Consider the following 26,060-nt stretch of genomic DNA (forward strand, 5'->3'; position numbering starts at 1 on the left):
GCCCGTCGGATCCCCGCCCTCCGGGACCTCCGCCCCGCACCCCTCCGGGAATGCCACCGCCGTCTCGCCGGTTCCCCGGGCGTAAGAACATCAGAACGAACGGGCGTACCCTGGTGTCCGCCGAAGAATCGAAGTCATAGGGAGCCGGAGTGTCCGCTGTCGCACCCGACGGACGCAAGATGCTGCGCCTTGAGGTCCGGAACGCCCAGACCCCCATCGAGCGCAAGCCCGAGTGGATCAAGACCCGGGCGAAGATGGGCCCCGAGTACACCGAGCTCCAGGGTCTGGTGAAGCGCGAGGGCCTGCACACGGTGTGCCAGGAAGCGGGCTGTCCCAACATCTACGAGTGCTGGGAGGACCGCGAGGCGACGTTCCTCATCGGCGGCGACCAGTGCACCCGGCGCTGTGACTTCTGCCAGATCGACACCGGCAAGCCGCAGGCCCTGGACCGCGACGAGCCCCGCCGCGTGGCCGAATCCGTGCGGTCGATGGAGCTCAAGTACGCGACGATCACCGGCGTGGCCCGCGACGACCTGGAGGACGGCGGCGCCTGGCTGTACGCCGAGACCGTCCGCCAGATCCACGGCCTGATGCCGGACACCGGCGTCGAGCTGCTGATCCCCGACTTCAACGCCAAGCCCGACCAGCTGGCCGAGGTCTTCTCGTCCCGTCCCGAGGTGCTGGCGCACAACGTCGAGACGGTCCCCCGGATCTTCAAGCGCATCCGCCCCGGCTTCCGCTACGAGCGCTCGCTCGAGGTCATCACGAAGGCCCGCGAGGCCGGCCTGGTGACGAAGTCCAACCTGATCCTCGGCATGGGCGAGGAGCGCGAGGAGATCACCCAGGCCCTCCGCGACCTCCACGAGGCGGGTTGCGAACTCATCACGATCACCCAGTACCTGCGCCCCTCGCCGCGCCACCACCCGGTGGAGCGGTGGGTGAAGCCGCAGGAGTTCGTGGAGCTCCAGAAGGAGGCCGAGGAGATCGGCTACGCCGGCGTGATGTCGGGTCCGCTGGTCCGCTCGTCGTACCGGGCGGGACGGCTCTACCGCCAGGCGATCGAGAAGCGGAACGAGACGGCGGCGTAAGGGAACGGGGCGGCGGCGCAAGGGCCGGACGGCCCGCCGACCGTCGTGTGTCGCGGCCCGGACCGGTGCCCCGGGGGCCCGTCCGGGCCGCGTCAACGTTTCATAGTCTTTGACCAGTCCGTCACGCGCCGGTAACACCGTTCGGTAACGATGTGCGCACGAACAGTCGTACACCCACCGGACTTACGCACGAGCACGACCACGCACGACGTACCGCCCGCCCGCTCCCCCACCTCTCACCCTTCCGCCCACGAGAGGACACGACATGCAGGCCGCGCCCGCCCGCGCGACGACGGCGACCGCCGCGCACGCCTTCTCCGCCCTGCCTTCCACACTGGCCGTCCGGCCGCCCTCGGTGACGGGCGCGCTACTGGCCCTGGAACGCCTGCTGCTGCGCGGCGGCCAGCGCACCGCCCGCCGGAACGCGTGGACCGCGGTCCTGGAAGACCGCCGCCGGGCCAAGGACCGGCACGAGGCCCAGCACCTCCTGGAGGCCGCGGCGGCCCCCGGCCCGCGGGACACGTAAACTTCGCCATATGGCGAGGAAGGAAACATCCGAGAACCCCGGGCGACTGAAGCAGATCGCCCTGACCTACAAGATGACCAAGAAGGTCGATTCGAAGGTCGGTCTTGTCGTCGCGGGCGTGGGCATTGTCACCTTCGGTGTCCTCCTCGCCATCGGCTTCTTGATCGACCACCCGATCTACCTGGGCATCCTGGGCTTCCTGCTGGCCTTCCTCGCGATGGCGATCGTCTTCGGCCGCCGTGCCGAGCGTGCCGCCTTCGGGCAGATGGAGGGCCAGCCGGGCGCGGCGGCCGCGGTGCTGGACAACATCGGCCGCGGCTGGACGACGACGCCCGCGGTCGCGATGAACCGCAACCAGGACGTCGTCCACCGCTCGGTCGGCAAGGCCGGCATCGTCCTGGTCGGCGAGGGCAACCCGAACCGGCTGAAGGGCCTGCTGGCCGCCGAGAAGAAGCGGATGGCGCGCATCGTCGCGGACGTGCCGGTGCACGACGTCGTGGTCGGCAACGGCGAGGGCCAGGTGCCGCTGAAGAAGCTGCGCACCACCCTGCTGAAGCTGCCCCGGGTGCTGCCGGGCGCGCAGGTGACGGTCGTGAACGACCGGCTGCGGGCACTGGGCGACCTGATGAGCAACATGCCGATTCCGAAGGGTCCGATGCCCAAGGGCATGCGGATGCCGAAGGGCCGCTGACGCCGCTGACACGGCTGCGGCGGAAGGCGCGGACGGAACGAGGGCAACGAGGGCGGGGCGGGACCGACACGGTCCCGCCCCGCCCTCGTTCCACCGTCCTGGCGTGTTCTCTCAGATCCGCACCTGAACGGCCTTGGCGAGCCGGTCGTGCAGCCCGCGGGTGTCCCGGTCCCAGATGACGGCCGGGATGACGATCACGAGGAGGACGCTGCGCAGCAGGGCCTTGGGGAACGTCAGCCGGTCGCCGCTCTCCCCGATGACCCGGATGCGGAGCAGCCGCTTCCCGGGGGTGAAGCCGACCGTGCCCACGGTCAGCACGCTGAGCAGGAAGAAGACCAGCAGCGCCCAGTTGCCGGCCCGGTGGATCTCCCCCCGGGCGAAGAGGCCGTAGGCGATGAGCATGCTCAGGCCCCAGTCGATGAAGATCGCCGCGAACCGCCGTCCGAGCGGGGCGACGGAGCCCGGCCCGTGCTCCGGCAGCCCGAGTTGCTCCCCGCGATAGCCGAAGTCGATGCCCATCTGCTCCGCCGCCGCGCGGGGTCCGGAGAGCCACGAGCCGATTGCCTGCCTTTTGTCCACCCGTCCACGGTACTGGGAAGGCTTGCGATCACTGCGGGCCGGGTAGGCGTGGACGCGATTCGATGATCATTTCGCGGCGCTCCGGTTAACCTCGGCGAAACAAATGGGTCATGCTTGGGAAATCCGGTCTCTCTAGGGTCGGCCGCAGCACCACCGAAGCAATCCCCGACCGCTGGCGGCCGGGCTAGGAGGGTTGGATGTTCCAGAACGGCGACGACGCCAAGAAGTTCATCAAGGACGAGGACGTCAAGTTCGTCGATGTCCGTTTCTGTGACCTGCCGGGCGTGATGCAGCACTTCACCATTCCGGCGGCGGCGTTCGACCCCGAGGAGGAGCTGGCCTTCGACGGCTCGTCGATCCGCGGCTTCCAGGCCATCCACGAGTCCGACATGGCCCTGCGCGCCGACCTCTCCACGGCGCGCGTGGACCCGTTCCGCCGGGACAAGACCCTCAACATCAACTTCTTCATCCACGACCCGATCACCGGCGAGCAGTACAGCCGTGACCCGCGGAACGTGGCGAAGAAGGCCGAGGCGTACCTCGCGTCCACCGGTATCGCGGACACCGCGTTCTTCGGCCCCGAGGCCGAGTTCTACGTCTTCGACAACGTCCGTTTCGAGACGTCGGCGAACCAGTCCTTCTACCACATCGACTCCGAGGCCGGCGCCTGGAACACCGGTGCGGTGGAGAACAACCGCGGCTACAAGGTCCGCTACAAGGGCGGCTACTTCCCGGCCCCGCCGGTCGACCACTTCGCCGACCTGCGCGCCGAGATCTCCCTGGAACTGGACAAGGCCGGCCTCCAGGTCGAGCGCCAGCACCACGAGGTGGGCACCGCCGGCCAGGCGGAGATCAACTACAAGTTCAACACCCTCCTCGCCGCCGCCGACGACCTGATGCTCTTCAAGTACATCGTGAAGAACGTCGCCTGGCGCAACGGCAAGACCGCCACCTTCATGCCCAAGCCGATCTTCGGCGACAACGGCTCCGGCATGCACGTCCACCAGTCCCTGTGGACCGGCGGCGAGCCCCTCTTCTACGACGAGCAGGGCTACGCGGGCCTCTCCGACACCGCCCGCTACTACATCGGCGGCATCCTCAAGCACGCCCCGTCGCTGCTGGCCTTCACCAACCCGACGGTGAACTCGTACCACCGCCTGGTCCCCGGCTTCGAGGCCCCGGTCAACCTGGTCTACTCGCAGCGCAACCGCTCCGCCGCGATGCGCATCCCGATCACGGGCTCCAACCCCAAGGCCAAGCGCGTCGAGTTCCGCGCCCCGGACCCGTCCTCCAACCCCTACCTCGCCTTCTCGGCCCTCCTCCTGGCCGGCCTCGACGGCGTCAAGAACAAGATCGAGCCCGCCGAGCCGATCGACAAGGACCTCTACGAGCTCGCCCCCGACGAGCACGCCAACGTCCCCCAGGTCCCCACCTCCCTCCCCGCCGTCCTCGAAGCCCTCGAGGCCGACAACGAGTACCTCCAGGCCGGCGGCGTCTTCACGTCCGACCTGATCGAGACCTGGATCGACTACAAGCGCACGAACGAAATCGCCCCGATGCAGCTGCGGCCGCACCCGCACGAGTTCGAGCTGTACTTCGACCTGTAAGAGGCGAGGCCGGGCGAACTGGGCGGAAGCCCCGTAAAAGGGCTGTGACTTGCGGAAACCCTTCTTAGCAGTTCTCACTGTCACCGCTGGCTTTCCACCCCCTTGTGCGCCCGGTGCGCACCGCCCCGGCCACTCTGACTTGACGTCAGGAATGTCAGCGAGGGTCGCTGCCCCGTAGTCGGGGTAGCGACCCTCGCTGCTTGTCCAAACTCTGGTGCAGTGGCGCGGAAGTGCTTGAATACAGCTTTCTCGGGGGCCATTGCGCATGACAGGCCGGGATCCGCTTCCGGCAAGTAGCGCTCGCCTACTGCCATCCGTTCAGAGAGACTTGGGGTCCGCTAGTCAGATAGCGGCGGAGGGCGCTGGCTGTGGTGTCCACAAAGTTCTCGGGGATGGCGTCGGCTTCGACCCAGCGGACCTGTGAATGCTTGCGCGGTTCGCGGTTCTGGGGGTCACCGGCCCACTCGTGAGCGATGAAGACGACTGTGAGAAAGCCGTTGGGGGCTTCGACGCCCCAGGCGCCGTGGATGATGTGGGCGACCTTGAGGCACTCGGGCTTCACAATGAGCCCTGTCTCCTCGTAGAGCTCGCGGACCGCGGTTTCGGTGATGGGTTCGCCAGGTTCGCTTTTGCCGACAGGGAGATCCCACATGCCTTGGGCAAACTTGGCGTTCTCGCTGCGCTGGAGGAGGACCACGCGGTTGGTGGTCTTGTCGTGGACGATGACGGCGGCGACCAGCAGGGTCATGGATTCGAGGGCCGGCTTGAGAGTTTTCGGCTGATCGCCGGTTGTCGGCTGAGCCACGATCATCCCTTCATCGGGTGGTTGTCGGGCATGTTAGGCGAGGGCCTCGCGAGCGCGGCGGGAGAGTTCGGCGGCGCCGGGCACTTTGCGCCGCTGGTAGACCGCGAGGGTGGAGCGGATCGATGTGATCGCCTTACGGGTGCGGTTGGAGGTCATGCCGTCCATCAGGCTGAGGGCCTCGCCCCAGGCGGCGACCGCCTCGTCGGCGCGGGCCTGGGCGGCGAGGCTGTCGCCGAGGTCGGCGTAGGTGAGGGCGTGGACGCGCTTGTACTTCACGGGATCCCAGCGGACCAGCGCGTCGCGGTGTTGCTGCTCGGTGCCGACGTGATCGGAGAGGTCGGTGAGCGTGCGGGCCGTGTGGCTGGCGACGGTACCGGCGGCCGGCCCGCTGACGAGGGAGAAGTTGGGTTGTGGGCAGTCGTCACGGAGCAGGGCGTCTTCGGCGGCGAGCAGGGCGCGGGCCGCTGCGGGCCTCTCGTCGACGGCGGCGAAGGCGCGGGCGTGAGTGATGTGGAGCAGCGCCTCGGTCTGGCCGTCGACATGGCCGAGGCCGCGGCTGAGGGCTCCTTCGACGAGGTCGACGCAGTGGTGGGGCTGTTTGAGGCTGAGAGCCTGGTGAGCGAGGGCCCGCATCATCCAGGCGGCGTGGCCGTGCGGGTCGGCTTCGCAGGCGAGTTGGTAGCCGACCTGGTAATAGCGCTGGGCCGCACCCTCCTGGCCGAGATCGTGGTGCTTCCAGCCGGCGAGGTAAGCCAGTTCGGCTACGGCGCCGAAGGCGGTGCGGCGTAAGGCGTCGGTGGGGAAGCGCGCGCGAAGCATCGGGGCAGCGGTGTCGGCGAGGTAGGCGGTGACGGTGGTGAGCCCGTGGCCGCCGCCCAGGCGTTCGTCGGCCGCACTGAACGCGGCGGTGATCCGGCGGACCACCTCGATGTCCTCCGCCCCCACCAGGGACCTACCAGTGCGGGCCCGAAGCATGCGGGATGCCGCCTCGTGATCGTAGGCCAGCGGCATCGCCACGCCTGCGGTGGTGAAGGCGGCCACAGCCAGGAAGCGGCGTCGCTCGATGTCGGCACGGCCGAGGTCGGTCGCCGTGACAACGGGATCGGGGTCGTCGGGGACAGCGGCTTCAGGGTCACGCAGGCCGATCTCGGTGAGCGTGATGGTGCGGCCAGCCCTGCGTGAGAGAGCTTCCGCCAGGTAGTGGCCGGTCTGACCAGTGGGCTGTCGGGTGCCGTTCACCCAGTGGGAGATCGCCGACTTGTTGGTGTGGATGATCTCGCCGCTCTCCGCGGCGATCCGGCGCACGTCCTTGGCCAGTGCTTCGTACGTGCAGCCGACCGCGTCGATGACCTCGCGCAGACGGGTGTTGGGTCTGTTGGTTGCCGCCATGACCTCCTCCGTCCTGGGGCTGTAAACCGCGTATACCGCTTGGCCTCGCCTTCACCGTACCCACTGTGCGTGACGGCCGGTTCACTTAATCGCAGCTGCCCGGAACCGCCCGAACGCATCCTGGCTCTCCCCCTGGTCCTGGCAGCTCCCTGCCCGACTGACTGCCGGCCTCTGAAGCCGCAGTGGGCCCCCGGCGCCCACCAGTTGTCTTCTCGCCATGCCGGCGGCCCGCTGCATCCTTTCCCGAAGGAGACGACGGTGACGTACAAGTCCCGTACGACCAGCGACAGGAAGACCCACAGCGACTGGCTGAGCGTGACGCTCGGCTTAATCTGGGCTCTCGGCACGCTCGCGGCGGCCAGCGGCCTGGCTGCCATCGTGAGCCACGGCCTTCCCCACCGTGCGGATGGTGACGTGGCGGTGTCATGGCCGGAGGTCCACTGAGATGGCGGGCACGTCGAGCGCCGCCCCGGCGGCCGCGAACGTCTTCGCCTACTCGGACCGGCAGATCGAGCAGGCCGCGGCCATGCTGTGGCCGGGAGCCGTGGTGCGGCTCGGGGTGCACACGCCGAGTGTGACGGCCTACGTCCGTCGGGTTCAGGTGGACGGGCGGGCCCTGTTCGCCAAGGTCTCGCTGCTGGGCCTGTCGCTGGTGTCGGTGCTGCGAGGTACGGCTGGGGACTGGGCCCAAGTCCGGGCCGCCCAGGTGGCCTACCAGGGCTCACCGGGCACTCTGCTGGAGCGGGAAGCCCGGGGACTGGACATCCTGCGTGAGGAGGCCGGAGTGCCAGCCTGCCGCGTTGCCGGGCACCAGAACGGGGTGCTGTTCACCGAGCAAGTGACGGGCCCGACGCTGGCCGACCTGCTGGCCAAGGACCCGCAGCGGACCGGCGAGCTGATGACCCGCGCGGTGGTCGAGCTCACCGGGCTCCAGCGGCCCGCCGTCGCCCGCAAGGTCGACGAGGCGGCCATCACCGAGCGGGGCATCGGCTCGACCTTCGACCGGAAGTTCAACGGCATCAGCGGCCCCACCTACCTGCGCAAGGCCGGACAGGCCGGAGACATGCTGAGCACGCTGGTTCTTCGGCTGAGGCGGCTGCGGCCCACTCCGGCGGCCGGGCACCGGCCGGTGGTCTACGGCGACCTCAAGCCCGACCACGTCGTCTTCCCCGACGGCGCCGACGGGCGGCCGGTCTTCCTCGACCCGGGTCTGGGCCGCGGACGGCCGCAGGCCGACCCGGCCAAGCTGATCTCCCGGACCGTACTCGGCCTGATCGCCTCCGCCCCCGACCTGGTGACGGCCGACGCGACGGCGAGGGGGATCGAGGAGTTCACTGACGCCCTCACGGCCGACCTCGCCCCGGGCGAGCGGGCTGAGTGGCTGCGGCACCTGGTGGTGCTGTGGCTGATGGACACCACCAACATCCTCAGCACCTACCTGACCAGCCCGCCCGACCTGCCGCTGCCCGAGCACGCCGGAAAACTCACCGCCCGAACGGAGAGGGTGTGCGGCCTGCTGGAGACCACGAGTGCAGGTCTGGCCGCCGGGACGGGCCCACGGGCGGTGTGGCAGCTCGCGCTGGCCGGCGTCGTGAAGGCGACGAACCGGTGACGGAAGCCAAGGCCGGGGCGATCGGGGTGATCGGCGCCGGGGCCGTCGGCCAGAGCGTCGCCATGCTGCTGGCGGCCGGCGGCTGGTGCGAGTCCGTTCACGTCGTCTCCCGAACGGGCCTGTCGGCCCGGGCCCTGGTGACCGACCTGGAGGACATGTGCCAGGTCATCGGCTCCTCCGTCCGGGCGATTCACGTCGCCGACCCCGGCCGGTTGGTGTCCTGCGAGGCCGTGGTGGTCTGCCCGCGTGCCGAGTTCATCAACACCAGCCGTACCAACGTGCGGATGGCCGGGCTGAACGCGAACGCCCCCGTCATCGCCTCCCTGGCAACCACGCTGGCCCACTACCAAGGGCTGGTGGTCATGGTGACCAACCCCGTCGACGTCATGGCCCACCTGTTCGCCGAGGTCTCCGGCTGCCCCCGCGTCTACGGAGTCGGCTCGAACACCGACACCGCCCGCTACCGCCTCACCCTTGCCCGCCTCCTCCACGTGCCTGTCGAGGACGTGGAAGGGCACGTGATCGGCGAGCACGGCGACCAGGCCGTGGTCTGTGCTTCAGGCACCCGCGTCAACGGTCACCCCGTCGAGGTGCCGGTCGGACGGGTCCGCCGCGAGCTGGCCGACCGCCCGGCCCGCGTCAACGCCGGTCTCGGCCGCACCCGCTGCGGACCTGCCGGCGCCGTCATCGTCGCCCTCCGCGCGGGCCTGGGCCTGGAGGACCGCGTGGTGGAACTGTCCGTCAACCACGAGTGGCGGTGGATGGGAATCCCGTTGCGCTTCACCGCCGGAACCCCAACTGTGTGCCTCCCCCGGCTCGATCCTGCCGAGGCCCGCCAATTGTCGGCCGCCGACACCAAGCTCCGTGACACCTACGAGCCGCTGGCCCGCCTGCATGTTCCCGCACGTCCCCCACGGAAGGAGAAGACCGCAGTGACCAGGACCGCCACCCGCATCGCCACAGCCGGTCAGGCCGCGACCGTCACCAGCAACACGCCGGTGGTCACCAACTGGGCCATCCGCTACTTCGGCCCCTGGTGGAACGCCACCGGCACCACCGCTGCCGACGGCCCACAGGTGATCGCCGACGTCAACCCCGACCGCTTCACCGAGATCACTCAGCGCGTGGCCGACCACTCCCACGAGGAGACCGTCTACGCGAACACGAGCATGCTCGTCGACCGGGACGACGACGGCACCGTGCTCGCCTCCCAGCCCGACGACAAGCTCGTCTACCGGGCCGAGCCCGGCGGCCCTCTGCGCATCTACGGCTGCGAGGACGTTCCCGTCGCCCTGGCCGCCGCCCGCCTCGCCCGCGAGGTCGTCCGCGGGCAGCTCCTGGCGGACGGCTGGTCGATCCTGCACGCCTCCGCCGTCGTCCGTGCCGGGCAGACCGTGCTGGCCTTGGGCGGCAAGGGTGCGGGGAAGACCACCACCGCCCTCCTCCTGGCCCGCGCCGGCTGGCATCTGCTGGCCAACGATCGCGTCTTCATCCGTCGCGAGGACGACCGGGTGCGGGTCCTGCCCTGGCCCTCTGCCGCCGCCATCGGCCTGGGGATCCTGGACGCGCTCGACTGGTACGAGACCGTACGCGAGCGTCTCCGAAGCGGCGAACAGCTCCACCCCACCCAGCGCCAGGAGGTCACCGACACCCTCCGCTCCGGCAGCCGCACGCCTATGTGGAACGAGTCCGGCAAGGAGCTCAAGCCCCAGTTCTTCCCCGACCAGCTCCATTCCTGGCTCGGCCTGACCCTCGCCCCCGAAGGACACGCCGCCCGCGTCCTCTTCCCCGAGATCACCCCCGGCACCGAGCCCGCTCTCCGCGACGAGGACCGAAGCGTGGGTGCCGACGACTTCTTCACCGCCGGTACCGAAGACCGCTACCCCGACGTCTTCGGCCTCCTGCCCACCGGCCTCCCCGACACTCAGCCTCTGCTCGACCTCCTCGGCGGGCTTCCCCGGAACGCCCTGTCCCTAGGGCACGATGTGAAGGCGAATACCGACTTCCTCGCGCAGGTGGTCACCGGCCCGCCCGCGTGAACGCGCGACGAGGGCCGCTTCCCGTGTTCGGGGAGCGGCCCTCGTCGTATGCGCGGTGGGCGGGACGGTCAGACAGGTTCCGGTGCGGGCTGGGGCTCTGCGTGTTGGGGTTCCGCGTGTTGGGGTTCCGCGACGGGTTTCGGGTCCGGGAGGGGAGTGAGGGGGTCGCGTCCCACTGTCTGGTGGTGCGGAGGTAGGCGTAGATGACCGAGAGGGTGGCCAGGATGAGGAGGGGGCCGAAGAGCCAGGGGTTTTCGGCCATCTCCACCGGGAGGAAGCGGTAGGCCAGCAGGAGCGCGGTGAAGACCGTCGTGCCGTAGGTGATCAGCAGGATGCCCGAGCGGTCCGGGCCGCGGTCGTAGAGGCGCATGGCCGCCTCGATGGTGAGGGCGAAGACCACGCCGGCGATGACGTCCGAGCCGTAGTGGTAGCCGAAGCCCAGGGTGGCGCTGACGGTGGCGACCAGCCAGAACGCGCCGCCGTACCGCACCCAGCGGGGCCCTTGCGGGAGTGGATGAAGATCGCGGTGGCCCAGGCCGTGTGCAGGCTGGGCATGCAGTTGCGCGGGGTGAGGTCGTCGTACGTGAAGGGGTGCGGGACGCCGATCGACGGCAGGGTGTGCGGCCAGATGTTGGCCGTCGCCCACTCCACGCCGCCGGTGCCGGAGGCGCCCGGGCCGTAGGCGAAGACCGGGCCGACGACGGGGAAGAGCATGTAGATGCCCGGCCCGAGGAGGCCGATCACCAGGAAGGTGCGGACCAGGTGGTGGCGCGGGAAGCGGCGCTCGGCGGACACGTTCCGGAGCTGGTACAGCGCGAACACGATCGCGGCCACCGCGAGGTGCGCGTAGACCAGGTCGAGGACGTGCGGGCCGATCGGCTCGGTGGCCTTGAGGATGCGGCCCGCGATCCACGACGGGTTGCCGAGCGCGTGGTCGGCGGTCGCCACGTACTGGTCGAGCACCGTCGGGCGGGTCTTCCACGTGATCATGAGCCAGGAGTCGCCGACCTTGCGGCCGGCCACCAGCAGCAGGCCCAGTCCGACGCCCTTGAGCAGCAGGGTGCGTTCCCGGCCGGTGCGGCGCGTGATCGCGATGACCGCCACGCCCAGCATCACCCACAGCGCGCCGTTGCCGAAGTACCGGCCGTCGGTCACCTTGACGTCGGCCGCCCACCGCCCGAGGACGAAGACGAGGTCGATGCCGACCGCGAAGGCCGCCGCGATGAGGCGTTGCCGCCAGGTGAGCACCACCATCATCAGCGCCAGACCGGCGTACAGCGGGCCCGGCTTGGGCGGGAAGACGAGCTCCTTCGCCTGGGTGACCAGCGGGCCCGGCTCGCCGCCGACGCGGCGCGCGACGATCTCCAGCACGATGAAGAACGCGAGCGTCACCACGCCCGCCACGGTCCACAGGATCACCCGTGGTTGCCGCCACGCGGCGAGCTTGCCTCTGCTGCTTATTCGCGCGAACACTCAGGACACTATAGACGTCAACTGTTGCGATGATTTGTTTGGATCTGTGGGGGGTGCGGGGCGCTCCGTTGACGTTCGGGGCGGGGGTTCCGGCGCCGGTGCCGTTACGGTCGGCGACTCCTGGTGACCGGGGGTGCGGTGACGTCGGGCGACGGTGTCATGTCGTGCGCGCACGCCGGAGGGCGGCGGCATCCGGTTTCCGGTGCCGCCGCCCTCCGGCGTTTTGTTTCGCGCTCTCCGTCAGTAGGCGGAGTTCACGTTGTCCATCGAGCCGTACTTGTCGGCCGCGTAATTGCAGGACGCCACGATGTTGGCGACCGGGTCCCAGATGTCCCAGGACGTGCCCTCGACGTGGTACGCCTTGAACGTCGGGTCGATGATCTGCAGCAGACCCTTCGACGGCACACCGTTGACGGCGTTGACGTCCCAGTCGTTGATCGCACGCGGGTTACCGGTCGACTCGCGCATGATGTTGCGCTTCACGCCGTCGTAGGAGGCCGGGATGCCCTTGGCCTTCATGATGTCCAGGGCCTGGGAGATCCAGCCCTCCAGATTGTCCCCGTACGCCTTCGGCGCCGCGGCAGCGGGCTTCCGCACCGGTTCGCGGGTGGTGGAACGGTTCGCGGCCTGCTTCCCGGCCCGCTCCTTGTCCGCCTCGGCCTTCGCCTTGGCGGCCGCCTCGGTCTTCGCCCGGGCCGCGGCCTCGTCCGCGTGACGTGCCGCCTCGCCCTGGCCCTGACCTGCGAACGCCTTGGCCTCGAACGCCACCGGCTTGACCACCGGACGCGCGTCCGCCACGGCCGTACCACCGGAGACCACCGCGAACGCGACCGCGGCGGCACCCGCGGCACCGAGACCGGCGGCGGAGAACTTGTGGACCTTGGAGAGACGGGTATAGCCGGAGTGGGTGGAACGCATGGAGAGGTGAACCTTTCGGATCGGGAAACCGCCACGGGCCTGGACCGGCGCAAAGAAAAGCGCCGTTCTCGGTCGGACGGCGCCGTGCGGTCCACCCATTCTTAGCGGCGCTCGAAAACCCCGACAAGCACTGTGACCTACTCCCCCGCGTCGTTCACGCACCCACGAAACATGGGCGAATCCCCGGGAATTCGGGAACGCACAGCACTAAAGAAACCCGTATGTGATCGAGGCCCTATGCGCGGCCTCACAGCAGCCGCTCCCCACCGTCACCGTTCCCTCACCGAGGGGTGCGCGAAAAGGGAGTGCGGGGCGCGGGCGGGCGCGTCAGGATGGCCGGCGTCGTCCGAGGGAGGGGATTCCATGGGTCCTGGCGGGTGTCTGATCCTTTCCGGGCTGCCCGGGGCCGGGAAGTCGAGCGTGGGGCGGGAAGTGGCCGGCAGGCTGGAGCGGTCGGCGCTGGTGTCCGGGGACGCGGTGGCGGACATGATCGTTCGTGGGCGGGTGAGCGTGGTGCGGCTTCCGGAGCCCGAGGCGCGGCGGCAGCTGCTGCTGCGGGCCCGGAACATCTGCTCGCTCGCCGGGAACTTCGCCGACGCGGGTTTCACGGCGGTCGTCGATCACGTCGTCCCCGACCGGGAGGTGCTCGACCTCATGGTCGGGCTGCTCCGGCCGCGGCCGGTGCGGTTCGTCGTGCTCGCCCCGCCGGTCGCGGTGTGCCGGGCGCGCAACGCCGCGCGGCCCGAGCGGGAGCGGGTGGACTACGACGTGGCCCCGCTCGACCGGTCGATGCGGCAGCGGCTGGCCGGCGTCGGCTGGTGGCTGGACTCGGCGGGGATGACCGTGGAGGAGACGGCCGGGCTGATCCTGGAGCGGGCGGATGAGCTGGGCGTCGTGTCCGGGGGCTGACGTCCGGGGCTGCCGCCCGGGAGCCGACGGGGCGTGCGGCGGGCGCCGCCGGCCGTCCCGCTCACACGGGCGCCGTGGGCCTTGGCGATCCGGACGGCCGGGTGGCAGACGCCCCTCCCGGAGGCCGTGTGGACGAGCACCCGGACCGGGATCCGGCCGGGGCCCGGCGCCGGGACGGGCAGCCGGACCTCCCCTCTCAGGACCTCCGGGCCGCCGAAGGCGTCCTGGCTGATCGCCCGCATGCCGGCGGGAAGGGCGCTCGCCTTCATTCGCGCGCCCCTCAGCGCTGCGGGAGCGAGCCGACGAGGCCGCCGTCGACGATCAGGTCCTGCCCGGTGATGTACGCGGCGTCGTCCGACGCGAGGAAGGCCACCGCCGCCGCGATGTCCTCCGGCCGCCCCAGGGTGCCGAGTGGCACGTCGGCGGCGTTGCGGGCGTGCTGGGCGGGGTCGGTGACGGACTCCCGGTACATCTCGGTGTCGATGTAGCCGGCGCTGACGGAATTGACGCGGATGCCGCGCGGCGCGAAGTCGGCGCCGAGGGTGCGGGCCAGGTTGTGCACGGCCGCCTTGCCCGCGGAGTAGACGGAGGCGACGGCCATGCCGCGGTGCAGGGTCCAGGAGGCGTTGAGGACCACCGCGCCGCCCTTCCGCAGGAGCGGCAGCGCTTTCTGCACCGTGTAGAAGACGCCCTTGACGTTGACGTCCAGCATCCGGTCCACGTCGTCCTCGGTCAGCTCGGCGGCAGGTTTGAAGACGCCGACGCCCGCGTTGGCGAAGACCGCGTCCAGGCCGCCACGCCAGGCCGCCACGCGCCGCATCAGCGCGTCGAGGTCGGCCGGGGAGGCGGCGTCGGCGCGGACGGCTAGGACGCGGTCCGGGTCACCGCCGAGGGCCTCGCCGAGATCCTCGACCGCGGCCTTGAGTCGGACGTCGTCCCGGCCCGTGACGACCACGTGCGCGCCCTCGTCGAGGAGGCGCCGGGCCGTGGCGAGGCCGATGCCGCTGGTACCGCCGGTGATCAGGACCGTCTTGTCGGTGAAACGATTCATGCCTCATATCGTCGGATCGCGGGCAAGGGTCTGGGGAGCTTTCGCCGAACCTGTTGTCGACACCACCACCCTCGCGCTCTCACGACCACCCGGACGGCTCGCCGGGACCGGAACCTTCCCCCTTCCCGGGGTCGTCTCCAGTCCCCGAGGCGCTCGCACAGGATGAAGGGATCCCAGCGGTGACCGCACGTTCTTCGGGGACCGGCGAGAGCCGCGGGCGCGGCGCACGGGCCGGGACCGCGGCAGGGGTCTCGGCCGGGGCCGCCCTGGCCGGGCTCGTCGTGGTGGCGGTGCTGGTGCTCCGGCACGGCAAGGGCGGGTTCCCGGTCGACGTGGACGTACGGAGCTGGGCGCTCGCCCACCGGCCGGCCGTCGGGGTCTCCGCCGCCCGGGCGGTCACCGCCACCGGCACCGGCCCCTACCCCTACCTGCTGGCCCTCCTCGCCGGGTGCCTCGCCGTGCGCGACGGACGGCGGAAGCCGTGGGCGGCGGGCGTGGCGGTGGCCGTCCTGGGCTGCGGGCAGGCCATCCGGTACGCGGTGATGGAGTCGGTCGCCCGGCCCCGGCCGCCCGTCGACGGCTGGGCGACGCACGCCGACGGCTGGTCGTTCCCGTCCGGCCACACCTCCACCTCGGCCATCACGGCGGGCCTGATCGCCGCCGCCGTCCTGCTCCGCTCCCGCCGGGCCGCCGGGCCCGTGGTGACGGTGGCCGGGTGCTGGGCGGTGACGGTGGGGCTGAGCCGCGCGTATCTCGGGGTGCACTGGTTCACCGACGTCGTCGGCGGCTGGCTGTTCGCCACGGCCTGGCTGGGCGCCTGCGCGTGGGCCGCCCTCCGTTTTCTGCCCGCCACGCGGTACGGGTCCGTCCTGCGCGAGGGCCGGAGGGGCGGCAGGAATGGTGGGGACAGCGGGGGCGGCAGGGGCGACGGAGAAAATGGAAAGGGAAGCGGGGACGGCGGGAGCGGCGGCAGTGGCAGCGGTTCCCCCGGCCCGTCCGGCACACTCGGCCGCACCCGCCCCCTGCCCCCCTCCCATCCCTCCAACCCCTCTGAAACGTCCAGCCCCTCCGACCCCACCGGACCGCCCGGCGCACCCGACACTTCCGACCCCGCCTGACGGCCAAGCCCGCCCACCCCGTCCCCCCACAACTCACAGGCGCACCACCCCACCCACCCCTAGGGTGACCCGCATGCGCCCCCAGTACCCGTCGAAGCCCCGCTCCGGTGACCGTGTCGCCGTCGTGTCCCCCTCGTCCGGACTGCCCGGACTCCTCCCCCTCCCCTTCGAGCTCGGACTGCGGCGGCTGCGGGAGGAGTTCGGGCTGGTGCCGGTGGAGTATCCGGCGACCAGGAAGATGGGGGCGTCGCCGCGCGAGCGGGCGGACGATCTGCACGCCGCCTTCGCGGATCCGGACATCGCGGCGGTGTTCAGCAGCATCGGCGGCGACGACCAGCTGACCGTCCTCCCCCACCTGGACCGGGACCTGATCCGCGCGCATCCCAAGCCCTTCTTCGGTTACAGCGACAACACCAACCTCCACGCGTGGCTGTGGAATTCCGGCATCGTGAGCTACCACGGAGCGAGCGTGATGGTGGAACTGGGCCGGCCCGGGGCCCTGCATCCCGTGACCGCGGCCTCGCTGCGGGCGGCGCTGTTCGGCTCCGGGCCGTACGAACTCGTCGAGGCGCGGGAGTTCAACGAGGTCGACCGGCCCTGGGACGACCCCGAGACGTTCCGGAGCGCACCCCCGATGCGCCCCTGTCAGGGGTGGGCCTGGCGGAACCCCGACCGGGTGGTGGAGGGCGTCTCCTGGGGCGGCAACATCGAGATCCTGTCCTGGCTGCTCATGGCGGACCGGGAGATCCGGGAGCCGGCGGCGTACGACGGATGCGTGTTCTTCTTCGAGACCTCGGAGGACCAGCCGCGCCCCGCCGACGTCTATCGGGTACTGCGCTCCCTGGGCGAACGCGGAGTGCTGTGCCGTTTCCCCGCCGTCCTGGTGGGGCGGGCGAAGGGCTGGTCGCTGGACCGGCGGCGCGGCCCCGAGGAGGCGGACGCCTATCGGCGGGCGCTGCGGGCGGCGGTGGAGCGCGCGCTCGACGAGTACGCCCCCGACGTGCCGGCCGTCTTCGACGTCGACCTCGGGCACACCGATCCGCAGCAGGTGATCCCGTACGGGGGCACGGTCCGGGTGGACGGGCCGGCGCGGCGGATCACGGTCACCTACTGACGCGCGGGGAGGACGGACGCGCAGGGGCGGAGGACGGATGCGCGGGGGCGGGGGCTGACGCGCAGGGGCGGAGGACGGACGCCGCCCAGGAGTGGGGGCTGACGCACAGGGCCCAGGACAGCCCCCGCCCCCCGCGTTCCTGGTCACATGCCCGGAACGGGCCTGCTCCCCCGCCCGCGGCCGTGCTTCAATAGGGGCATGGCCAGCCACCGGAACATCGCGAAGGGTCGCAGCGACCTCGAGCCCTTCTGGCCGTCCCGTCAGCACCACGACTTCGACCGAGTGTGTTGTCGCGCGTGTCCTTCCGCGCAGGCCCACCTCCCTCGCTGACCCCCGTCGAAGTCAGCCGCCGGCACCATTGCCGGCCAACGGCCCGCGCCCAGCACGTCTTTTCGACGGCCATCGCGCGAAAGAGCTGAGCTCATGTCGAACTTCCGTACGCTGACCGCCGCTGCGACCCCGACCCCCTCTCCCGTCCGCCCCGCCCGAGCCGTCCGGCCCGCCCATCCCGCCGCCTCCCTCCCGGCCCAGCGGCACCGTCTCCGCGCCGTCGCTCCCGACGAGGCGCCGCCGGTCGCCGACCTGTTGCACCCGGGGACGACCTGGCTGCCGGCGCCGCAGGAGGCGCTGCCGGTGCTGCCGGGCCGGCCGCCGATGATCGGCTACCTGGTGCTCGTACCGGCCGACCTGCAGCCTGCCGGCGGTGTCGGCGGTATCGGTGCCGCCCACGTGACCGCCGGGGAGCCGGCCGGAAGCCTCCCCGGCACCGGTCCCGGCATCAATCCCGGCGCCGGCCCCGGCGCCGACTCCGCCGGCCGGGGCGACGGCCTGGTGAGCATCGATCCCGACCAGCGGATCGCCCGCGTCGCGGGCCGGCCGCTGGACCTCACCTACCTGGAGTTCGAGCTGCTGGCCCACCTGGTGGCCCATCCCCACCGGGTGCACACCCGCGACCAGTTGGTGACCACCGTGTGGGGCTACGGGCACGTCGGCGACGGCCGTACGGTCGACGTGCACGTGGCCAGGCTCCGCCGCAAGATGGGGGCGGAGCACCGGTCGTCGATCGTCACCGTGCGCCGCGTCGGCTACAAGTACGCGCCCCTGACGTCGGTCTGACACCTCATCAGTTCCCCCGGCGTACGCGGCGTACGCGCCCCCGGCGGCTATCCGACGTCCCGTCAGTTCCTCGGCGTCCGCGACATCCGCGCCGTCCGCCAGCCGCGTTCGCCGAGGAGGGCCAGCACCGCCGGCAGCAGCACCATCCGCACCACCGTGGCGTCCAGCAGGACCGCGACCGCCAGACCCACGCCCATCTGCTGCATGTCCTGCATCGACAGAGTGGCGAAGACCGCGAAGACGGCGACCATGATGGCGGCGGCGCCGGTGACGGCGCCGGCCGTCGAGCGGATGCCGTCCCGGATGGCCTCCGGGGCGGTGAGCCCGGACAGCCGGGCCTCGCGGATCCGCGAGACGACGAAGACGTGGTAGTCCATCGACAGTCCGAAGAGGATGACGAGCACGAACAGCGGCAGCCACGCCTCGACCGCGCCGGCGCTCTCCACGCCCAGCCACGACGCGCCCCAGCCGTGCTGGAAGACGGCGGTGAGCACCCCGTACGCGGCGGCCACGGACAGCAGGTTGAGCAGGACCGTGGCCACGGCGACGGGCCAGGACCGGAACGACGCGAGCATCAGCAGGAACGTCACGGCGGTGATGAACAGGAAGACCGGCACGATGCCGTCGCCGAGCCGGTCGGTGAAGTCGGCGGAGGACGCGAGCGGCCCGGTGACCTTGGCCTCGCGGGCCACGGGCTCCAGGGTGCGCGGCACCAGGTCGTCCCGGAGCGTGTCCAGGGCGCGCCGGGCGGCCCGGTCCGTACCCCCTTCGCCGCCCGGTCCCGCCAGTGGTACCAGGATCTCCGTCACGTGCTGCCGGGGGTGCGGTGTGACGGTGACGTCCTTCCCGAACCGTCCGCTCTCCGCCGCCCGCCGCCTGAACTCGGCGACGGCCGCGGTGAACCGGGGCGAGGTCACGTCGTCCGCCCGGACCACGACCTTCGCGGGGGCCGGGCCGCCGGGGAAGGTGGCGGTGATCCGCTCGTACGAGGTGCGCAGCGGGGCGCCGGCCGGCATCTGCCGTTCCAGGCCGAGCTGTTCGGTCCGCATGCCGAGGGCGGGCAGGGCGAGGACGAGGAGGACGGCGGTCGCCGCGGCGGCCATCAGGCCGGGGCGGCCGAGGACGGGCCGGAGCACCGCGCCGGAGATCCGCCCGGCGGGACGCCGGCGGGCGCGCCTGCCGCGCGGCAGCGGTATCCGGCCCTTGCCGACCCGGTCGCCCAGCCAGGAGAGCAGCGCGGGCAGGACGGTGACGGAACCGGCCATCGCGATGAACACGACGAGGATGGTGGCGAGCGCGAACCCTTCGAAGAGCATCAGCCCGGAGAGGAACATCCCGGCCATCGCGACCATCACCGTGAGCCCGGAGACGAGGACGGCCCGGCCGCTGGTGGCGGCGGCGATGCGCAGGGCGGTCTCCGGGTCGCGTCCGGCGGCCCGTTCGTCGCGTTCGCGCCGCAGGTAGAAGAGGCAGTAGTCGACGCCCACGGCGAGGCCGATGAGCAGCATCACGGAGCCGGTCGTCGGTGACACGTGCAGGGCGTGACTGGCGAGGGCGAGCAGGCCGTTGGCGGCGATGAACGCGGTGACGGCGAGGCCGACGGGCAGCAGGGCGGCGACCACCGCGCCGAAGACGACGAGCAGGATGCCGAGGGCGAGGGGGACGGCCGTCCACTCGGCGGTGGCGAAGTCGTCGCCGAGCACGTCGTCGAGCCACTTCCCGGCGACGGCCTCGCCGTACTCGTCGAAGACCAGGCCGGGATGGGCCTTGCGGGCCGCCGCGACCGCGTCGGTGACGGGCCCCACCCGATCCCCCGCCGTCGCCGGGTCGCCCTTGACGGCGAACCGGATCAGGGCGGCCCGGCCGTCGGCGGACGGCACCGGCGGCTTGCGGCCGGTGGTGACGCCGGTGGCGTCGAGGGCCCGGCCGAGACCGCCGGCGGCGGCCCGCCAGTCGCCCGGCGCCCGCCCGGAGATCATCACCGTCTCGCCGGCGGGCTCCTTGATGCCCGCGTCGGCGAGGATCCGCTCGGCGCGGGCGGAGTCCCCGGCGCCCTGTTCGGCGGGGGTCATCTCGGCCGTGCCCGCCATGCCGCCGAGCACGGACGTCAGCACGACGAGCAGCAGCCAGCCGAGGACGGCGGTCCGGCGGTGCCGGGCGCTCCAAAGCCCCAGCCGGGCGGCCAGGTTGAGGCGCGGGACGGGGCGGGGCGCGGGCGGGGGTACGAGCCGGTGCTCCGGCCCGGACGCCGGCGGGGACACGAGTCGGTGGTCCGGCCCGGACGCCGACGGGGGTACGGCCCCGGACGCCGGCCCGGGGTTCGTGGGGATCGTCATGCCCCAGACGCTACGAACGGAAGCCGCGCCTCCCCAGCCGTCCCGCACCCCTGTCGCCGGGACCGAAGGCCAGGTGAGAGGGTGTTGCCAGGTACACCCCCGGTCCGCCGTCTGCACCCCGTGACCGGGCGGCCGGCGGGGCGGCAGACTGGGGGCCGGATCCGGGGGCGACCGCCCCGGACGGGGTCACGGAACAACGGGGGAACGAAGAATCCATGAGGATCAGCAGAGCTTTCAGCGCCCTCGCGAGGTCCACGGGACTCGCGTGGTCGGGGGTGGTGGGATCGACCCTCGTCTACACCTACGTGGTGACGTCGCTCTGCCTGGTCCCCGTCGGGATCGGCGTCCTCACCACTCCGCACGCCATGAAGGTCCTACGGGCCTACGCGGACCGGCGCAGGGCGCGGTCCCTGGAGTGGGTGGACATCCGGATCCCCAGCCCGTACCAGCCGCTGCCCACGCGCGGCGGCTTCGTGGGCCAGGCCGAGCGCACCCAGGCACTGCTGCGCGACCCGGCCACCTGGCGCGACCTCCAGTGGCTGCTGGTCGACATGATCGCCGGCTCCCTGCTGGCCGCGCTGCCGGCCTCGCTCGTCCTCTACCTGCCGTGGGGCATCGTCCTGGCCGCCGGCGTGTGGAAGCCGATCGTCGAGGCCGGCGGCAACGTGTGGTTCACCTTCCTGCCCGTCGACGACCAGAACACGGCCAATATGGCCGCCGCCCTGGGCGCGGTGTACGCGATCCTCGGCGTCGCCTTCGCCCCGTTCCTGCTGCGCACCGACTTCCGGCTGGCCCGCACGCTCCTGCGGCCCACGCCGCAGCGGGAGATGGCGCTGCGCATCGAGCACCTGACGGAGACCCGGCACGACGCCGTGGACAGCTCCGCCGCCGAACTCCGGCGCATCGAACGGGACCTGCACGACGGCGCGCAGGCGCGGCTGGTCGCCATGGGCATGAGCCTGGGCACCGTAGAGGCGCTGATCGAGAAGGACCCGGCGCAGGCCAAGCGGCTGCTCGCCGCCGCCCGCGCGGACTCCGCCGAGGCCCTGACCGAACTGCGCGACCTGGTACGCGGCATCCACCCGCCGGTGCTGGCCGAACGCGGCCTTGGAGACGCCGTCCGAGCACTGGCGCTGCGGCTGCCGCTGCCCGTCGAGACGGCGGTGGACCTGCCGGGCCGGGCGCCCGAACCGATCGAGTCCGCCGCGTACTTCGCCGTGAGCGAGCTGCTCACCAACGCCGTCAAGCACTCCGGCGCCCGCCTGATCCGGATCGACCTGTACCACGCCGACGGGATGCTGCGGGCCGCCGTCACCGACGACGGCCGCGGGGGCGCCGACACCGGCGGCGGCACCGGGCTGCTGGGGGTCGAGCGGCGGCTCGGGGCGTTCGACGGGGTCCTGGCGGTCAGCAGTCCGCCGGGCGGGCCGACGATGGTCACGATCGAGATCCCGTGCGCCCTGACGGCGGTGGCCGGCTGAGGGAACGCCCGGGAGACCGGCTGCCGATCCCGTTCATCCCTCCGGAAGCACCCGGGAGACCGGCTGACCGATCCCGTTCGCCCCTCCGGAAACCCCCGGGAGACCGGCTGACCGAACCCGTTCGTCCCTCCGGAAACTCCGGCCCCGCCCGTACCGCCCGTCTCATCGCCGGGCGGCGGCGGGGCCGGCGCGATGGCACAGTGGACGCATGCCGGAGACCTCGCCCCTGGTGACCCTCTACGGACTGCGCCCGCACGAGGAGGGCGGCTGGTTCCGCGAGACGTGGCGCACCTCCCGCACCGCGGTGCCCGACGGTTACCCGGGCCCGCGGCCGTTCGCGACCGCGATCCTTTACCTGCTGCACCCGGGCGAGCGCTCCCGCCGGCACCGGGTGCGCTCCGACGAGCTGTGGCTGTGGCACCGCGGCGGCCCGCTGCGGATGCGCCTGGAGGGGGCCGGAGGGGAAGCCGGGGCGGAAGGCGACTCCGAACGGCTCCTCGGTCCGGTGGCCGAGACCGGACAGTGGCCGCAGGTGCTGGTCCCGGGCGGGGTGTGGCAGTCGGCCGAGCCCGCCGGCGACGAACCGGTGCTGGTCTCCTGCGTGGTGGCCCCCGGCTTCGACCCCGCGGACTTCACCATGGAGGGGTGACCGGGGCGTTGGCGAGACGCCGGCCGGAACGGCGGCCGGAACCGTGACCGGAGCTGTGACCGGAGCTGTGACCGGAGCTGTGACCGGAGCGGCGAGGGTGGCTTGTAAGAGACCATGGTGACACCGGGCCCACGGGGGCACGGGCCTGATCATCACTGTGGAGCCGTTGTGCGCGTCGTCATCGCCGAAGACCTCTTCCTGCTGCGCGACGGGCTGGTGAGGATGCTGGAGGCCTACGACTTCGAGGTCGTCGCCGCGGTGGAGAGCGGCCCCGAGCTGAGCAAGGCGCTGACGGAGCTGCGTCCGGACGTGGCGGTGGTGGACGTCCGGCTGCCGCCGTCGTTCACCGACGAGGGCCTGCAGTGCGCGCTGGCCGCGCGCAGGGCCGTCCCGGGGCAGCCGGTCCTGGTGCTGTCGCAGCACGTGGAGCAGTTGTACGCGCAGGAGCTGCTGGCCGATGGCACCGGCGGGGTCGGCTACCTGCTCAAGGACCGGGTCTTCGACGCGGAGCAGTTCGTGGACGCGGTACGGCGGGTGGCCGGCGGCGGTACGGCGATGGATCCGCAGGTCATCTCCCAGCTGCTGACCCGGCGTTCGCAGGACGCCCCGATGGCCCGGCTGACGCCGCGCGAGCGCGAGGTGATCGAGCTGATGGCCGAGGGCCGGTCGAACACGGCCATCGCCGAGCGACTCGTCATCACCGAGCGGGCGGTGGCCAAGCACACCTCCAACATCTTCGGGAAGCTGGGACTTTCCCCGTCCGACGACGACAACCGGCGGGTGCTGGCGGTGCTGGCGTATCTGGACCGGGGGTGAGGCGGGGGCACGGGGAGCGGGAGTGCGGTGAGGCGGGGGCGTGGGGGCCTGGCGATGTGGGGGCGTGGCGGTGTGGGGCGCGCACTCCGCGCGTGACCCGCGCACGCCCCTCACACCACGCGCATCCCCGCGCCGCGCGCCCTTTGAGGCTTCCGAAACTCACTGTTGTCGGTGTGCATCCTGGTGCTATCGTCAACGGCGCTGCGCAGCACGGGACTTCCACCCATAAAGAAGGAAGTCCTCCGCTTTTTCCGACCGTTATCCGACCCGCACGGCAGCACGGCACGCACGGTCCCGCCGCCCCGGCGGCCGGTGACCCCTCGAACCGGTCCGTCCTCTTCTCTCCCCCACCCACGCACCGGACGCGCCGCCGGCTCCAGGTCGGTTCCCTTCGCCCTGCCCTGCCCGATCGGCAGGGGTCAGACGTTCACGGATCAGGAGAGCACCCACCATGCGACTGTCCATGAAGACCGCCGTCATCGCCTCCACCGCGCTGCTCGGCCTGGGCGCCGCCGCCCCCGCCATCGCGGCCCAGGAGTGCGCCGTCAAGCAGTCCGCCACGGCGCAGTACGACTGCGGCCAGTTCGGCGTGCTGAACATCAGCCTCGAGGGATCGGCCGAGAACGGCGTCGGCTCCCTCTACCTCAGCAACGACCAGCACCTCTTCCCGGTGGACATCCCGGCGAACTCCACCTCCACGTCGCTCACCCTCCAGCGCCCCGACGGCACGACGGTGACCTTCTCCGGCACCTCGAACCCGGCCATCCCGGCCAACACGAAGGTGACCGTCGGCCCGCTGAAGGCGCAGGTCAAGGCGGGCGACAAGCTCGACTCGTACATCCCGGCGGCGGGCAGCCCCGACGTCTCGGCGAGACTGTCGATCCTGGGTGTCAACAACACCTGCAAGGCGGTCACCAAGCAGACGCCGGGCCCGTTCAGCTTCTGAGCGCGGGTCAGCCCGGACAGCCCCGACAGGCGGTGAGACCGCGAACGCGTGGGGTGCGGGGCATCGTACGGCCCCGCACCCCGCGTCCGCCCTCTCCCACGGCCGTACGGAGTACGCGCGTCCGGCCGGGAGGGGGCGTACGGCTTTTCCCGGGCGCCCGGGTACGGTTCCGCGCCTCTCCTCGCCCTCGTGAAGCGACCCTCGCACGGCGGTGCCGTCGCGGGCTCGGCTACGGTTCTCCACAATAAAAGTGGAAAGCGGAAAAACGCCCGCGACAGTGCCGAAGGCCGACAAGAGGGAGACGCGCGCATGCCGCAGTTCGACGCCTCGACCATCATCAACCTCCGCGACCTCGGAGGCATCGCGCTCGTGGGCAACTCCGCCGTCCGCCCCGGCCTGCTGCTGCGCTCCGGCCAGCTCGACCGGCACGACCCGGCCGCGGACCCGGCCGTCGCCGCGCTCGGCATCCGCACGGTGGTGGACCTCCGCAGCGAGAACGAGCGCCGCGAGCACCCGGACCGGCTCCCGCGCGGCGCCCGGCTGATCGTCGCCGACGTCCTCGCCGAGGGGACGCTCCCGGGCGGCGCGGCGATGCCGGCGCGCATCGAGTCGGTGCTCGGCAACCCGGCCGCCGCGGACGAACGCCTCGGCGGCGGCAAGGCGGAAAAGCTGATGTGCGAGTCCTACCGCGCGTTCGTCACCTCCGACGCCGCCTGCCGTGCCTACGGCCGGCTGTTCACCACCCTCGCCGAACCCGACTGCGGGCCGCTCCTGTTCCACTGCACCGCCGGCAAGGACCGCACCGGCTGGGCCGCCACGGTCCTCCTGCTGCTGCTCGGCGCCTCCCGGGAGACGGCGGAGGAGGAGTACCTGGCGGTCGCGCCCGCGGTACGGGCCGCCTTCGCCCCCATCACCGACCACTTCGCCGCGGCCGGCGGCGACCCCGAGATCGCCTCCGCGGTCTTCGGCGTCCGCCCGGCGTACCTGGCGGCGGCGCTGGAGGAGGTACGTCGGCTGTACGGGACGGTCGAGGGGTACGTACGCGTCGGCCTGGGCGTCCCGGACACGGCCGTGAACCGGATCCGCGCGCGGTACGTGGCGTAGGGCCGCGCGCGGAACGCGTCGGGCGCGGGGGCGTACGGACGCGCGGCGCCCGGCCCTCGGCGGTCCGACGGTCCGGCCTTACCCTCGGGCGCTCCCTTCGCGAAGGCGCCGCACGCGCGCGGGCACGGACGGCCGCCACCCAGGACGCCCGGCCTCGCGGCACGGCGCGAGCGCACCGGACACGGAAGCGCACGGACACGCAGGCGCCCGGCCCTCGGTGATCCGATGGTGCCCCTGGGCACTCCCCTCACGAAGGCGCCGCACACACGCGGGCTCGCACGCCACCATCCAGACGCCCGGCCCCGCGGCAGGCGCGAGCGCATCGGACACGGAGGCGTACGGACGCGCAGGCGCCCGGCCCTCGGTGATCCGATGGTGCCGCCCCGGGCGCTCCGCTCGCCGAGGCGCCGCACGGGCGGGCGCGCAAGCCGCCATCCGCGGGTCCCGGCCCCACCGCAGGGCGTGAATGCCCCTCCCCCAGCCGGGCCGCGCACCCGTGCGCCGTCGCTCGGCGGGGTGAGGTGACCATCCCACCATTCACTCGTTCTACCGACGTGGAGCAGCAAGCGACAGCCCCCCGGCCCCCGCCGGCACCGACGCCCCCGACGGTCACCCCAGCACCCCCGACACCTCCGGCGCCCTCTGTCCCCTCGACATCGAGCAGGCCGAGGCCGCGATCGTCGAGCACTACCC

Annotated in this window: 22 protein-coding genes and 1 pseudogene; 16 read left to right on the forward strand and 7 right to left on the reverse strand. The window is 71.9% G+C overall.

Annotation, left to right across the window (positions count from 1 at the left end):
• Nucleotides 1-149 precede the first annotated feature (149 nt).
• The 3 genes from lipA to ACQEVS_RS08980 all read left to right on the forward strand — a co-directional run bounded on the left by lipA (nucleotide 150) and on the right by ACQEVS_RS08980 (nucleotide 2,305).
• Nucleotides 150-1,088 (forward strand): lipoyl synthase, encoded by a 939-nt coding sequence (gene lipA / locus ACQEVS_RS08970; RefSeq protein WP_433017633.1) that lies wholly within the window; start codon nucleotides 150-152, stop codon nucleotides 1,086-1,088.
• Nucleotides 1,089-1,353: 265 nt separating this feature from the next.
• The gene (locus ACQEVS_RS08975; protein WP_433017636.1) at nucleotides 1,354-1,614 is read left to right on the forward strand and encodes an SCO2195 family GlnR-regulated protein; all 261 of its coding nucleotides are present in this window, start codon (nucleotides 1,354-1,356) and stop codon (nucleotides 1,612-1,614) included.
• A gap of 10 nt (nucleotides 1,615-1,624) precedes the next feature.
• The gene (locus ACQEVS_RS08980) at nucleotides 1,625-2,305 is read left to right on the forward strand and encodes a DUF4191 domain-containing protein (protein WP_185940472.1); all 681 of its coding nucleotides are present in this window, start codon (nucleotides 1,625-1,627) and stop codon (nucleotides 2,303-2,305) included.
• 111 nt (nucleotides 2,306-2,416) lie between these two features.
• Here the strand turns inward: ACQEVS_RS08980 and ACQEVS_RS08985 are convergent, their stop codons facing one another.
• Entirely contained in the window at nucleotides 2,417-2,884 is a 468-nt protein-coding gene (locus ACQEVS_RS08985) for an RDD family protein (RefSeq protein ID WP_433017639.1), read from the reverse strand.
• A 197-nt stretch (nucleotides 2,885-3,081) separates the two neighbouring features.
• Between ACQEVS_RS08985 and glnA the strand changes: the two genes are divergently transcribed.
• Complete coding sequence (gene glnA, locus ACQEVS_RS08990; protein ID WP_223771588.1) at nucleotides 3,082-4,491, forward strand: type I glutamate--ammonia ligase; 1,410 nt, start codon at nucleotides 3,082-3,084, stop codon at nucleotides 4,489-4,491.
• Between the two features lie 304 nt (nucleotides 4,492-4,795).
• On the opposite strand, the gene ACQEVS_RS08995 is transcribed toward glnA, so the two are convergent.
• The gene (locus ACQEVS_RS08995) at nucleotides 4,796-5,302 is read right to left on the reverse strand and encodes an NUDIX domain-containing protein (RefSeq protein WP_433017642.1); all 507 of its coding nucleotides are present in this window, start codon (nucleotides 5,300-5,302) and stop codon (nucleotides 4,796-4,798) included.
• A 27-nt stretch (nucleotides 5,303-5,329) separates the two neighbouring features.
• Nucleotides 5,330-6,685 carry a helix-turn-helix domain-containing protein gene (locus ACQEVS_RS09000; protein WP_433017645.1) on the reverse strand — a complete coding sequence of 452 codons (1,356 nt, stop codon included), beginning with the start codon at nucleotides 6,683-6,685 and terminating at the stop codon, nucleotides 5,330-5,332.
• A 258-nt stretch (nucleotides 6,686-6,943) separates the two neighbouring features.
• Between ACQEVS_RS09000 and ACQEVS_RS09005 the strand changes: the two genes are divergently transcribed.
• Genes ACQEVS_RS09005 through ACQEVS_RS09015 form a run of 3 tightly spaced genes read left to right on the forward strand, consistent with a single transcriptional unit; the run spans nucleotide 6,944 to nucleotide 10,336 of the window.
• Nucleotides 6,944-7,129 carry a hypothetical protein gene (locus ACQEVS_RS09005; RefSeq protein ID WP_433017649.1) on the forward strand — a complete coding sequence of 62 codons (186 nt, stop codon included), beginning with the start codon at nucleotides 6,944-6,946 and terminating at the stop codon, nucleotides 7,127-7,129.
• A gap of 1 nt (nucleotide 7,130) precedes the next feature.
• Nucleotides 7,131-8,297, forward strand: coding sequence for a phosphotransferase (locus ACQEVS_RS09010; RefSeq protein ID WP_433017652.1), 1,167 nt, complete (start codon nucleotides 7,131-7,133; stop codon nucleotides 8,295-8,297).
• Nucleotides 8,294-10,336, forward strand: a complete 2,043-nt coding sequence (locus ACQEVS_RS09015; protein WP_433017655.1) for a lactate/malate family dehydrogenase — start codon at nucleotides 8,294-8,296, stop codon at nucleotides 10,334-10,336. Before ACQEVS_RS09010 ends, ACQEVS_RS09015 begins: the two co-directional genes overlap by 4 nt.
• Before the next feature lie 136 nt (nucleotides 10,337-10,472).
• Here ACQEVS_RS09015 and ACQEVS_RS09020 read toward each other — a convergent pair.
• Together ACQEVS_RS09020 and ACQEVS_RS09025 are read right to left on the reverse strand one after the other, a co-directional pair.
• Nucleotides 10,473-11,752: pseudogene (locus ACQEVS_RS09020) on the reverse strand (phosphatase PAP2 family protein); the annotation flags it as partial.
• A 297-nt stretch (nucleotides 11,753-12,049) separates the two neighbouring features.
• Nucleotides 12,050-12,727, reverse strand: a complete 678-nt coding sequence (locus ACQEVS_RS09025) for a transglycosylase SLT domain-containing protein (RefSeq protein ID WP_433017658.1) — start codon at nucleotides 12,725-12,727, stop codon at nucleotides 12,050-12,052.
• A gap of 363 nt (nucleotides 12,728-13,090) precedes the next feature.
• Between ACQEVS_RS09025 and ACQEVS_RS09030 the strand changes: the two genes are divergently transcribed.
• Nucleotides 13,091-13,636, forward strand: a complete 546-nt coding sequence (locus ACQEVS_RS09030) for an AAA family ATPase (protein ID WP_433017661.1) — start codon at nucleotides 13,091-13,093, stop codon at nucleotides 13,634-13,636.
• Nucleotides 13,637-13,916: 280 nt separating this feature from the next.
• Here ACQEVS_RS09030 and ACQEVS_RS09035 read toward each other — a convergent pair whose 3' ends face one another.
• The gene (locus tag ACQEVS_RS09035) at nucleotides 13,917-14,687 is read right to left on the reverse strand and encodes an SDR family NAD(P)-dependent oxidoreductase (protein ID WP_433017664.1); all 771 of its coding nucleotides are present in this window, start codon (nucleotides 14,685-14,687) and stop codon (nucleotides 13,917-13,919) included.
• Nucleotides 14,688-14,866: 179 nt separating this feature from the next.
• Here ACQEVS_RS09035 and ACQEVS_RS09040 point away from each other — a divergent pair, with 179 nt between their 5' ends.
• The 3 genes from ACQEVS_RS09040 to ACQEVS_RS09050 all read left to right on the forward strand — a co-directional run bounded on the left by ACQEVS_RS09040 (nucleotide 14,867) and on the right by ACQEVS_RS09050 (nucleotide 18,035).
• Complete coding sequence (locus ACQEVS_RS09040; RefSeq protein WP_433017667.1) at nucleotides 14,867-15,805, forward strand: phosphatase PAP2 family protein; 939 nt, start codon at nucleotides 14,867-14,869, stop codon at nucleotides 15,803-15,805.
• A 73-nt stretch (nucleotides 15,806-15,878) separates the two neighbouring features.
• Entirely contained in the window at nucleotides 15,879-16,919 is a 1,041-nt protein-coding gene (locus ACQEVS_RS09045; RefSeq protein ID WP_433017670.1) for a S66 family peptidase, read from the forward strand.
• 423 nt (nucleotides 16,920-17,342) lie between these two features.
• Nucleotides 17,343-18,035, forward strand: coding sequence for a winged helix-turn-helix domain-containing protein (locus ACQEVS_RS09050; protein ID WP_433017673.1), 693 nt, complete (start codon nucleotides 17,343-17,345; stop codon nucleotides 18,033-18,035).
• A 62-nt stretch (nucleotides 18,036-18,097) separates the two neighbouring features.
• Here the strand turns inward: ACQEVS_RS09050 and ACQEVS_RS09055 are convergent, their stop codons facing one another.
• On the reverse strand, nucleotides 18,098-20,371 hold the full coding sequence (locus tag ACQEVS_RS09055; RefSeq protein ID WP_433017676.1) for an MMPL family transporter: 2,274 nt from the start codon (nucleotides 20,369-20,371) through the stop codon (nucleotides 18,098-18,100).
• Nucleotides 20,372-20,586: 215 nt separating this feature from the next.
• Here ACQEVS_RS09055 and ACQEVS_RS09060 point away from each other — a divergent pair, with 215 nt between their 5' ends.
• The 5 genes from ACQEVS_RS09060 (at nucleotide 20,587) to ACQEVS_RS09080 (ending at nucleotide 25,367) form a co-directional block, all read left to right on the forward strand.
• The gene (locus tag ACQEVS_RS09060; protein WP_433017679.1) at nucleotides 20,587-21,852 is read left to right on the forward strand and encodes a sensor domain-containing protein; all 1,266 of its coding nucleotides are present in this window, start codon (nucleotides 20,587-20,589) and stop codon (nucleotides 21,850-21,852) included.
• A 208-nt stretch (nucleotides 21,853-22,060) separates the two neighbouring features.
• Entirely contained in the window at nucleotides 22,061-22,501 is a 441-nt protein-coding gene (locus ACQEVS_RS09065) for a cupin domain-containing protein (RefSeq protein ID WP_433017682.1), read from the forward strand.
• A gap of 168 nt (nucleotides 22,502-22,669) precedes the next feature.
• A complete protein-coding gene (locus ACQEVS_RS09070; protein ID WP_433017685.1) occupies nucleotides 22,670-23,317 on the forward strand; it encodes a LuxR C-terminal-related transcriptional regulator in 648 nt (215 codons plus the stop codon).
• Nucleotides 23,318-23,768: 451 nt separating this feature from the next.
• Complete coding sequence (locus ACQEVS_RS09075; protein WP_433017687.1) at nucleotides 23,769-24,263, forward strand: hypothetical protein; 495 nt, start codon at nucleotides 23,769-23,771, stop codon at nucleotides 24,261-24,263.
• A 309-nt stretch (nucleotides 24,264-24,572) separates the two neighbouring features.
• Entirely contained in the window at nucleotides 24,573-25,367 is a 795-nt protein-coding gene (locus ACQEVS_RS09080; protein ID WP_433017689.1) for a tyrosine-protein phosphatase, read from the forward strand.
• The last annotated feature ends 693 nt before the right edge of the window (nucleotides 25,368-26,060 follow it).

The organism is Streptomyces sp. CA-181903, assembly GCF_050937075.1.
GTDB lineage: Bacteria > Actinomycetota > Actinomycetes > Streptomycetales > Streptomycetaceae > Streptomyces.